This is a genomic window from Marinobacterium halophilum, from assembly GCF_003014615.1.
Taxonomy (GTDB): domain Bacteria; phylum Pseudomonadota; class Gammaproteobacteria; order Pseudomonadales; family Balneatricaceae; genus Marinobacterium; species Marinobacterium halophilum.
Window position 1 is genome coordinate 136,483 of sequence record NZ_PYGI01000005.1, and the last position, 11,539, is coordinate 148,021.

General features: G+C 54.6%; 9 protein-coding genes. 2 read left to right on the forward strand and 7 right to left on the reverse strand.

All coding sequences use genetic code 11. The annotated features are described in order from the left end of the window. Positions 1–29: 29 nt before the first annotated feature. The 7 genes from CLV44_RS05030 to uvrB all read right to left on the reverse strand — a co-directional run bounded on the left by CLV44_RS05030 (position 30) and on the right by uvrB (position 8,870). On the reverse strand, positions 30–1,319 hold the full coding sequence (locus CLV44_RS05030; protein ID WP_106591018.1) for a TRAP transporter large permease: 1,290 nt from the start codon (positions 1,317–1,319) through the stop codon (positions 30–32). Positions 1,320–1,333: 14 nt separating this feature from the next. Continuing rightward, the gene (locus tag CLV44_RS05035; RefSeq protein WP_106591019.1) at positions 1,334–1,870 is read right to left on the reverse strand and encodes a TRAP transporter small permease subunit; all 537 of its coding nucleotides are present in this window, start codon (positions 1,868–1,870) and stop codon (positions 1,334–1,336) included. A gap of 81 nt (positions 1,871–1,951) precedes the next feature. Then, positions 1,952–3,025, reverse strand: a complete 1,074-nt coding sequence (locus CLV44_RS05040) for a TRAP transporter substrate-binding protein (protein WP_106591020.1) — start codon at positions 3,023–3,025, stop codon at positions 1,952–1,954. A gap of 167 nt (positions 3,026–3,192) precedes the next feature. Further along, positions 3,193–4,929 carry a sensor histidine kinase gene (locus CLV44_RS05045; protein WP_170069264.1) on the reverse strand — a complete coding sequence of 579 codons (1,737 nt, stop codon included), beginning with the start codon at positions 4,927–4,929 and terminating at the stop codon, positions 3,193–3,195. Next, complete coding sequence (locus CLV44_RS05050) at positions 4,919–6,073, reverse strand: substrate-binding domain-containing protein (RefSeq protein WP_106591022.1); 1,155 nt, start codon at positions 6,071–6,073, stop codon at positions 4,919–4,921. The genes CLV44_RS05045 and CLV44_RS05050 overlap by 11 nt, the downstream gene beginning before the upstream one ends. Before the next feature lie 36 nt (positions 6,074–6,109). Continuing rightward, on the reverse strand, positions 6,110–6,847 hold the full coding sequence (locus CLV44_RS05055) for a sulfite exporter TauE/SafE family protein (protein WP_106591023.1): 738 nt from the start codon (positions 6,845–6,847) through the stop codon (positions 6,110–6,112). A gap of 10 nt (positions 6,848–6,857) precedes the next feature. Next, on the reverse strand, positions 6,858–8,870 hold the full coding sequence (gene uvrB / locus CLV44_RS05060; RefSeq protein WP_106591024.1) for an excinuclease ABC subunit UvrB: 2,013 nt from the start codon (positions 8,868–8,870) through the stop codon (positions 6,858–6,860). A gap of 195 nt (positions 8,871–9,065) precedes the next feature. Here uvrB and CLV44_RS05065 point away from each other — a divergent pair, with 195 nt between their 5' ends. Both CLV44_RS05065 and CLV44_RS05070 read left to right on the forward strand, forming a co-directional pair. Next, positions 9,066–10,253: a pyridoxal phosphate-dependent aminotransferase gene (locus CLV44_RS05065; RefSeq protein ID WP_106591025.1), complete on the forward strand. Its 1,188-nt coding sequence runs from the start codon at positions 9,066–9,068 to the stop codon at positions 10,251–10,253. Positions 10,254–10,310: 57 nt separating this feature from the next. Further along, a complete protein-coding gene (locus tag CLV44_RS05070) occupies positions 10,311–11,486 on the forward strand; it encodes a GGDEF domain-containing protein (RefSeq protein ID WP_106591026.1) in 1,176 nt (391 codons plus the stop codon). Positions 11,487–11,539 lie beyond the last annotated feature (53 nt).

Consider the following 11,539-nt stretch of genomic DNA (forward strand, 5'->3'; position numbering starts at 1 on the left):
GGGTTATACCCCGGGGCTACCGCTTGAGTTTAAACCAGTCCGTAAAGATCCGGGAACAAGAGTATCGAGATAACGACCAGAACTTGCAGCAGGATGAAGGGCAACACTCCCTTATATATGTCCAGCGTACGAACCTGCGGCGGCGCCACACCCTTCAGATAAAAGAGACTGAAGCCAAACGGTGGCGTCAAAAAGCTGGTCTGCAGGTTCATTGCAATCAGAATGGCAAACCACAGCGGCGCAATGCCCAGAATTTCAGCCGCTGGCAACAGGATTGGCACGATGATGAAGCTGATCTCGACGAAATCGATGAAGAACCCCAAAATCATGATTGCCAACATCGACAGCAGCAGGAAGCCCATGGCACCACCCGGGAGATTGGACAGATAATGCTCGACCACCTCTTCACCACCGGTATAACTGAAAGCCATTGAGAAGGCCGTTGCCCCCAACAAGATGGCAAAGACCATCGCAGTCACCTTGACGGTTTCAGTTGCGGAGTCAAATACCATTTTCCAGCTGAACTGACCGTAAATAAGCGCCAGCAACAGCGCACCCACTCCACCCAGAGCCGACGATTCGGTGGGCGTAGCAATACCGGCAAAGATGGAACCCAGCACCACCAAGATCAATGTTAACGGCGGGATAATAGCCTTCAACGCCTTGAATATCTGTTCTTTTCGGGTTCCGTCATTCGGATCCAGTGGCAATGCCGGTGCCACTTCAGGCTTGAGGTAGGTGTAGATCAGGATGTAGATGATATAGGCACCGATCAAAATCGAGCCCGGCAGTATTGCAGCCTGAAACAGGTCGCCCACCGGAATCCCCATAACATCACCCAGAATGATCAGGATAATCGAGGGCGGGATGATCTGCCCCAGCGTACCTGAAGCACAGATGGTGCCGCAGGCCAGCTTCTTGTCATAGTTGTATTTCAGCATTACCGGCAATGAGATCAAACCCATCGCAACGACGGAAGCTCCCACCACACCAGTAGATGCTGCCAGCAACGCGCCCACCAGAACTGTAGAGATTGCCAGTCCGCCACGCACACCACCGAACAGCTTACCCATGGACTCCAGCAACTGCTCAGCAAGGCGAGTACGCTGCAAGACAATACCCATAAATACAAACAGCGGTACCGCCATCAGCACCGTATTTTCCATGATGCTCTGAATACGGAACGGCATGAATGCAAACATGTCCGGACCTTCGGCATACACACCAAACCACAGCGCTACACCACCGAAAATAAAGGCTACCGGGAAGCCGATCAACAGCATCGCCAGAGCCACGAAAAACATTGTAATACCAATCATCGTGAGATCCTTCGTCAGTGCTGTGTCGGAATATAGTCATCACCCTGGTGATGACCCTTGAGTATATTGATCGACCTCAGCATCATTCCCACCCCACTGATGAAGGTGCAGAAAAGGGCAAAGGGGATTACAGCCTTGATAACCCAGCGGTAAGACAAGCCACCGGGGTCACCTGATGTTTCACCCAACTCAAACGACTCGCGCGCAAAATCCACGCCATACCAAGCCACCAAGAGACAAAAGGGAAACAGCAAGGTCAGAATCCCGAAGAGATCGACAAAAGCCTTCCGCTTCAGACTCAAACCTTCGTACACGATATCGACACGTACATGACCACCCGCTCTGAGCGTAAATGGCACACCCAACATGAACATGGCAGCAAACAGGTGCCACTCCAGTTCTTGCATGCCGATGGAAACATCATTGAACAGGTAACGCGTGATTACGTCATAGAAGACGTTGAACAACATCAATACAAACAGTACAGCAGAGATCTTGCCCAACCAGTCGGAGAAAGCATTGATCGTCTGCTCAAGGCGTAACAGAAACATGTGAAGTCCTCACAGACAGGAACAGCAGACACATCGTCTGGTGATGAATGGGGCCTGGATTGCCCAAGCCCCACGACTGACTTACTCGAAGCTGTTCAAGTAGGCCCGGTCAGCAATATCGGTCCACTGACGCACCACACCCATATACTCAGCCTGGGAGTCGAGAATCTCCTTCGCAAGCGGGTCGTTGGCAGAATGCTCAGCCAGCAGGTCGTCATTGGCCTGACGCAAGGCCGTCATCACTTCATCAGGGAAGGTTTTCACCTCGACATTCGGATATTCGGCCTTCATGGTGGCCCAGTTCTTACCCGACTCATGATGCGACTTAATAGTCATGTCATATGCCGCGACACGCATCGCTGTCGTCAGGATCTCCTGCAAATCAGCCGGCAACTTCTCAAATGTACGCTTGTTCACGATAAACTGCAGCTCGGTGCCAGGCTCATGCCAGCCGGTGTAGTAGTAAGGTGCAATTTTATGGAAGCCCATACGCAGATCCATGGACGGACCTACCCATTCAAGCGCGTCGATGGTGCGGCGCTCCAGCGAGGTATACAGCTCACCCGGCGGGATATTGGTCGGATTGGCGCCCAGCTTGGCCAACACTTCACCGGCAAAGCCCGGTATACGCATCTTCAGACCCTGAAGGTCTTCGACGGTGTTGATCTCTTTCTGGAACCAGCCACCCATCTGCACACCGGTATTACCGCCCGGAAATGACATCAGATTGAAGGGCTCATACACTTTCTGCATCAGCTCCATGCCATCGCCGTAATAGAACCAGCCATACTGCTCGGTTGCTGTCATACCAAACGGCATAGTGGTGAAATACAGGGTGTTGGGCACCTTGCCTTTCCAGTAGTAGGACGCCGAATGCCCCATGTCGTACTGCCCGGCACGGACCATATCGAATACGCCAAACGCAGACTTGTGCTTGTTAGCCGTATCGATACGAATCTCGAGTCGACCGTTTGACATCTTGTTAGCCAGATCAGCCATGCGTCGGGCAGGTTCACTGAAGACACCGAAGTTGGTCGGCCAGGTTTCGGCCAGCTTCAGCTTGTAGACTTTCTCGGCGGCCTGGGCCGGGCTGATCAGCACGGCTGCACAGGCAGCGGCCGTCAGAATTTTACGAGCAAAGGTCAGTTTAAACATTATTTTTATCCATCCTCTGTTGTCATTCCGACCGGCGCATCGGGCATGTCACCGGCAATCAACAGTATCAACAGAAGGACGTGATAAAAATATTCGCAAAAACCCGCAACTACCCGCCATTTATACGCAGATCAGAACGTAGTTTCCGCAGGATTGGCTACGTAGTATTACGGTGTTTTTTCGCTTTCCGGTGCCGACAGAGGTGCAAGGTAGGCATACTCGGCAGGAATAAACAGCTCAATACGCACTCCGTGCCCAGAGGCAATCGTCAGCTCGGCATGCATGTGCTCTGCTCGCTCACGTATCCCCAATAGGCCAAACCCTCCAGTTTGAGCCCGCTCCCGAGCATCACCGAGACCTTGGCCATCATCTTCGATAACCATACGCAACCCGGTCGGCTCATCACATAACTGCACCAGCACATAGGTTCCATGCGCATGCCGCGCCACATTGGACAACGCTTCCTGGGCAATACGGTAAAGATTGGACATCAGCTCAGCCTGTAACGGCCGAGTCTGATTGATATCCAGCTCAACCGCATAATCCAGCTGCTCCAACAGCTTGACTACCGGCAGTGCGGCCACGCTGACCCCCAAACCAAAATCACTGAGTTCAGAAGGCCGCAACATACGAATACGATGATAAACCGTGTCATAAATGCTATTGACCAGCGTCATCGCATGCTCCAGGTTCTCAATACAGGGCTCACCTGCCTGAAGCTCATCATGATGCAGTTGCAGGTTCATTTTGACCGCCACCAACAACTGCGCCATATCGTCATGCAACTCACTGGACAAACGTAGTCGTTCACGCTCTTGCGTCTGCATCAGGTGCTGCAAAATCTGCCGCTTTTCCTCATTGTTCTGTGACAACTGCATATTGACGCTTTCCAGCTCGTCTTCTCGCGCCTTCAGACAATTAACAATGCTGACGATCTCTTCACCGATAAGGTTGAATTCACGAATGCGGGTTTGCGGCCAGCGGGTGTTGCGGTCCGTATTGGCGAGGCGGGTAAATGCGATCAGCTGCTGCAACTGGCGGTCCACCGCACCCGACAGCAGTAACGACATCACCAACGACACAACCAGCGCCAGCAGACAACCGTAAAAAAGCGTTTCAATCAGTACCGTCCGCAGCTGCATCTGCGCCTGGTCACTGGATATCAGACCGATGCGAACATTCTGGCCAAGTTGTGTCAGCCCTTCAGAATAGGTGATACCCACACGCCGCTCACGCTCGGCATCTGCTGACATTCGATCCAGAATGGTCAGTGGCTGCTCGTCGCCAAACAGCCCCAGCATCTGTAAGCCATCGGCTGGCAATAACAGCTGATTCAACAGGTAACGATTATTCTTCAGGCGAATGCCCACCATCAACTGGCCTACAATCTTGCCGGACTCACTCAACTCCAGTGGAGTTGAATACACGGCCAGCCACTCGCCGTTGAGCTGCACCTGACGCCACCCATAGGCTGCAAACTCGCCATGTTCGCGCACCAGATCCTCGCAAGGCATGACACTCAACTCAGGCACATAACTGCGCGACAGATAGCAACGTGCGGATGCAAAGAAGGACGCGGCGACAAAATCATAGTGCAGGTTCTCATAACGCTCCTCCCAACGGGTAAGGCTGCGGTGAAACTGCAGCTGATCACCGGTATACAGCGCCTCCACACGGTCCGCATTGGCGGCAATCGCCAGAGCCTCGTCCTCCACGTTTGCAAGATAGTCATGCAAACGTTGCTCATAGCGCGCCGCCAGTCCTCGATTATACCCCTCGGCCTGAAGCTCGATGACGCCTCGGGACTGAATAAAGGCAGTACTGATGAATACCATCAGAAAGACCAGCGACGACCCCAACGTCAGCAAAAATGTCAGCGTTTTAAAACGCGGCTTAGTTGCCATTGGAATGCACTCCAGAGTAGCGGTGCGCACGTGCTTCCTGTTCTCGAATACTGGCATCCGACATGCCTTTATGCAGCACGGTAAAGCGCCCCGCATACACCAGCGGTACCGGAAGCCCCAACAGTTCTCGCCGTATCGCTTCAGCAATCGCAATACCGCTTTCATCGCTCATCCGCATTAACACCAGCGGAAGCGACCCGGCACGCAGCTGTTCAATCTCTTCCGGCCCGCCACCCCAACCATTCACCATCACATCCTGTCGATCCAGTTCAGCCAAGGCGTCCAACACTCCCAGCGCCAGGTCTGTCGAGCAGGCATAAATATAATCCAGTTGCGGGGACTCACGCAGCATCTGCAATGCAGCAACCCGCCCGCCTTCACGGCTGGAGTCAGAATAGAAGCTGCTGCGTAATCGGTGTGCGGCAGGCTGCGCCTGAATAAAGTTGACCCCCCGCATCTGACTCACCAGCCCCTTACTGCGAAACAGAACGCCGTAATCAGCTTGATCCGGGAAACGATCACGAAATTGCTGCGCAAGTATCTGTGCACCTTCAGCATGGTCAAAACCGACATACATAAAAGGCTGACGTTTATCCCAGGCTTTCAACGGCGTGGTGATATTCTGCAGGATCAAACGGGTGTCCGTGTTCTGGACCAGACGCTCGACGATCAATTTCTGACGTGGAGAATCCAAGGTATAGATCAGATAATCCGGCTTCCACGCAAGCAGCTCGTGAATCTGCCGAATCTGTTCATCGAATTGAGTATTGGGTGCGGTGTAACGCGTTTCCAGCCAATAGCGAATGCCCAGTGCATCCAGACGCCCAGTCAGCGCATTTTCACTATCCGACCAATAACTGGATGCCTGCAGTCCCGGATACACTTGAGCAATCCGAATCGTTTTTTGTCGTAACGCGGCAGGCACGCCAACAGGATCCTGCTGGACTGCATGAACCAGCTCATCCAGCCAGGGCTTCTGGTCGGGATGCATGGAATAATATTGATCAACCGACCAGTAATCGCCCAGCCCCGCTGCGCGCAGGGTGGTTGATATCGCCAACAAAGCCGGCAACATGATCACCAACAGCAGTGTAACCCCGAACGGCAGACGTGGGCATACCCTTCCCTGTATTGTATTTTGCATCCTGTCTTCCCGGTTTATCTACTCGCAGAGCATCCGTCAGGCACGGACAAAAAAGATGACGGTCATGACCAGACCCACCAGCACCACAAAAATCTTGACCCAGCGAGCCGGCAAGCGGCGCGACAACGCCGCCCCCTGATAACCACCCGCCGTTGCCGCCAACATCATTACCACAGCTTCCAGCCAAAGCACCTTGCCGGCAACAGCGAAGGCGATCACCGAAATCAGCGAAATAACGAACGAAATCCAATTCTTGAGGCCGTTCATCAACAACATGCTGGTCATTCCGGCGGCAGCCAACATCGCCAGCAGCATAATGCCCAACCCACCATTAAAATAGCCGCCATAGAGCGCCACGACAAACAAACCGGGCAACAGCGGTAACGGATGTTCACTTTTACGCACCCGCGCCAGCAGCTGCTGACCAAAGGCAAACATCAGCGTCGCCAGCAGCAAAAGCAATGGCACCACTTGTGAAAACAGCTCTGCCGGGGTGATCAGCAGCAGCAATCCGCCACACAGCCCGCCGGCCAACCCAACCAGTGACATCTGAACATGCTGACGGCGACTCAGCTCACCCAGCTCGCGACGAAAACCGGCAGCCCCGCCCAAATAGCCGGGTAATACCGCAACCGCACTGGTAGCATTAGCGATGATCGGAGGGACTCCAGCCCACACCAGAGCGGGAAAGGTAAGAAAGGAGCCACCGCCTGCAATCGCATTCAATACCCCCGCCAGATAACCGGCTACCAGCAATACACTCCACTCCAGCATGATCTACTCCTTAGCCACTGTGCTTCAGTTGTTCCAATGTGTCGCGGTAGCCTGCGGCCTTCTCGAACTCCAGATTCTTGGCCGCTTCATACATCTGATCCTCAAGCCGATTGATCGCCTTCGCCAGTTCAACCGGCGACAGCGTCGTCGCATCCACTACATACTCCGGTTCCGCCTCTGCCACCTTGCGCATTGCATTGCGGCTGCGCTTACCCGGTATCTGCTGAGCACCTTCCATAATATCGGCAACCGACTTGCGAATACCCTTCGGGGTAATGCCATGCTCGGCGTTGAACGCCACCTGTTTTTCCCGACGGCGGGTGGTCTCGTCAATCGCCCGCTGCATCGACCCGGTCATCCTGTCAGCATACAAAATTGCCCGGCCGTTGACGTTGCGCGCCGCCCGTCCGATCGTCTGAATCATGGACGTCTCGGAGCGCAGGAAGCCCTCCTTGTCGGCGTCCAGAATCGCAACCAGCGCCACCTCTGGCATATCGATACCTTCACGCAGCAAGTTGATACCCACCAGGACATCGAATTCACCGATACGCAGATCACGGATGATCTCTACACGCTCAACCGTATCGATATCCGAATGCAGGTAACGCACACGTACATTATGCTCGGCCAGATAATCGGTCAGATCTTCCGCCATGCGTTTGGTCAACACGGTCACGATCACCCGCTCATCACGGACAACGACCTTGTTGATTTCACTCAACAGGTCATCAACCTGGGTCGTGGCCGGGCGCACCTCCACTTCAGGGTCAACAAGACCCGTCGGGCGCACAACCTGCTCAACAATCTGCTGCGCATTGGCCGCTTCATACTTGCTCGGCGTCGCCGACACGAACACCATCTGCGGCGACTGACGCTCCCACTCCTCGAACTTCATCGGCCGGTTGTCCAGCGCAGACGGCAGACGGAAACCATATTCCACCAGCGTTTCCTTACGGGAACGGTCACCTTTATACATGGCGCCGATCTGCGGCACGGTGACGTGGGATTCATCAATCACCAGCAAGGCGTCGTCCGGCAGATAGTCAAACAGCGTCGGCGGCGGCGCGCCCGGATCACGACCAGAAAGATAACGCGAGTAGTTTTCAATGCCGGAGCAATAACCCAGCTCGTGGATCATCTCGATATCGTACAGTGTTCGCTGCTCCAGCCGCTGCGCCTCGACCAGTTTGCCGTTCTCACGCAACTGGTCCAAGCGCAGGCGCAGCTCATCCTTGATGTGCTCGGTTGCCTGCAGCAGGGTCTCCCGCGGAGTGACATAGTGCGTTTTGGGGTAGATCGTCGCCCGCGGCACCTTGCGCAACACTTCCCCGGTCAGAGGGTCGAACCATGAAATCTGATCGACTTCATCACCAAACAGCTCAATGCGAACCGCTTCTTTTTCCGATTCTGCGGGAAACACATCGATCACATCACCACGTACCCGGTAGGTGCCGCGATGAAACTCGATATCATTGCGTGTGTACTGCAATTCGGCCAATCGACGCACCAGGTCGCGCTGATCAATTACGTCACCGCGATCCAGATGCAACATCATCGACAGGTAGGATTGCGGGTCACCCAAACCATAAATCGCCGAAACCGTGGCCACGATAATCGCATCATCACGTTCCAGCAAAGCCTTGGTTGCTGACAGGCGCATCTGCTCAATATGGTCATTAATCGAGGCATCCTTCTCAATGAAGGTGTCCGATGACGGCACATAGGCTTCCGGCTGGTAATAGTCGTAATATGAAACAAAGTATTCCACAGCGTTATCCGGGAAAAATTCCCGAAACTCGCCATAGAGTTGTGCTGCCAACGTCTTGTTATGTGCCATGATAATTGTGGGACGCTGAATCGCCGCCACAACATTGGCAATGGTAAAGGTCTTGCCCGACCCGGTCACGCCGAGCAGCGTTTGTGCCGCAAGCCCTGATTCCAGACCGTCTACAAGCTTTTCGATGGCGGCGGGTTGATCACCGGCCGGGGCAAACGCCGACTGAACTTTGAACCGTTGTTTCATCATGGCACCGTTATCGCAGATGACCGGTCAGTATACCCTGTTGACCGGTACGCAGAAATCGAGAATCGCACCTAATACACGGGGGAGACTGGCTTTTTTAGTATTCAAGCATTTAGACCCGGACATTTATGTTGTATGCTCGTTTGGCTATGCATTGATGGATACCTTGCACCGGAATATAGAGAGGACCAAGGCTTGGACGTGCGACTTTCCAACCGCGTTAACAGCATCAAACCTTCCCCGACACTGGCAGTCACCAATCGTGCTGCCGAACTGCGTGCCGAAGGCAACGATATTATTGGCCTGGGTGCCGGTGAACCTGATTTCGACACCCCTGAACACATCAAGGCCGCTGCCACCAAAGCGATTCAGGATGGCTTCACCAAATACACGGCGGTAGACGGAACACCGGCGCTGAAGAAGGCAATCATTGCCAAATTCGAGCGTGAGAACGGTTTCCAATACGCAGCCAATCAGATTTTGGTGTCCAGTGGCGGCAAACAAAGCTTCTTCAACCTGGCGCTGGCATTGCTGAACCCGGGTGATGAAGTGGTTATCCCAGCACCGTACTGGGTTTCTTACCCGGACATGGTACTGGTTGCCGAAGGCAAGCCGGTGATCATCACCACCGCTCAGGAACAGCGTTTCAAGATTACGCCTGAGCAGCTGGACGACGCAATCACCGACAAGACCCGCCTGGTCGTGCTGAACAGCCCGTCCAACCCGTCAGGCGTGGCCTATACACTGGATGAACTGAAGGCATTGGGTGAAGTACTGAATAAGTACCCCGATGTACTGGTCGCCACCGACGACATGTACGAGCATATCCTGTTCACCGAGCAGCCGTTCTGCAACATCCTGAACGCTTGCCCAGAACTGTATGACCGCACCATCGTTTTGAATGGCGTATCCAAGGCTTACTCCATGACCGGCTGGCGTATCGGTTACGCGGCAGGTCCGGCAAAGCTGATCGGCGCAATGAAAAAGATCCAGTCACAGAGCACCTCCAACCCGAACTCCATCGCACAGGTGGCAGCTCAGGCAGCACTGGAAGGGCCTCAGGACTGCGTCCACATGATGGTCAGCGCGTTCAAGCAACGCCATGACTTCGTGATCAAGGCGCTGAACGAAATTGAAGGTGTTGACTGCATCGAAGCCGACGGTACCTTTTACGCGTTCCCAAGCTTCCATGCCGTGATCGATTCGCGCCCAGAGTTCGAAGACGATATTGCTCTGGCCGAGTTCCTGCTTCAGGAAGCCGGCGTTGCCCTGGTGCCGGGATCCGCATTTGGCACGCCCGGCAATATGCGCCTATCCTTCGCCACCAGCCTCAATGTGCTGGAATCAGCGATAAGTCGCATCAAGGCCGCACTCGACGCTTGATCAACATACGCCCCGGCCTGACCGGGGCGTTTTTTTATCTGACCGAAACACCCACCCATGAAAACCCGCGCCCTGACCAAACTGCTCTCCACCACCGCCACGCCTGCTCTCCTGCTCACGGACAACAGCATCCAGTGGCACAACTCCGCCTTTGATACATTGGCCAAACCTGAACGGCAACAGATTGAACACTGGGGCCAACATGGCCACGATGAACTTTTGGTCTGCCACGGCATGCTGTTTGAGCGCCTGACCGCCGACGACCACACCCTGGTCATTGCCAGCGGTCACCGAGCTCCCGCTCAACAGCGCCAACTGATGCAGGCACTGTTGCCACAGTTGCAGCACGGCACTGACCCCTTCTTCGCGTTGCCGCAAATTCTCGCCGAACTGTTGCAATGGCAGTCCGCCGCCGCTTGCAAGCACCTGCACGATGGGCAGCTATCACTGGTCGGTCACTGGAGTGATGGACAACAGCAACCACCGCGCACACTGAAAATGAAGCACAGTCTGGCAGCCCCCCTCTATGACGACGCCCAGACCGGCACTCGGGTACAGGAGTGGGAAGCTGAAGACACACATGACCCGCTATTGCCTGAGCAAGGCATCTGGTTGGGACAGCGCATCGATAATGCCAACGGACAGCCCATCGGACATTTGGCTGTTTGGGGACCCGGCCCACAGACCAGCATGGCGGACAGTATTCATCTACTGCAATTATGCGCGGACCTGGTCAGCGCCTGGTCACCGTCTGCCGAGAGTAAAGAGCCGCCTGCTGCCTCATTCATACAGGACAGACTGACCGGCTTGCCCTTGCGCGACGCCCTCGACCACGCACTGACCACCAGCGAACAGCACTACCGCAACGGCAAGGACTACCTCCTGGCCCTGATCGATATCGACGCCCTGTCCGAGATCAACACCCGACTCGGACAACAGGAAGGTGATCGCGTACTCTGCGCCTTTGCCGACAAGCTCCGCCATGTCTGCCGCCCCAACGATCAGCTGTTCCGCTTCGGCGGTGACGAATTTGTACTCTTGCTGCCGGCAGGCTCGCATCCGCCACCGATCATGGATCGCCTGCAACAGATTAACCGCAGCATGAGCGAACAGCTGGGGCATCCTTTCAATGCCAGTGTTGGCTTGGCCAAACTCGATGAAGTCAATGGCAGCGGCGATGAACTGCTCCTGCTTGCCGATAGTCGCTTGCAACAGGATAAGCGAACCGGCTGATACGTCTTTAGTCTACATCCATTATTGAACCGATCGTTCCATTAGGGCACAAT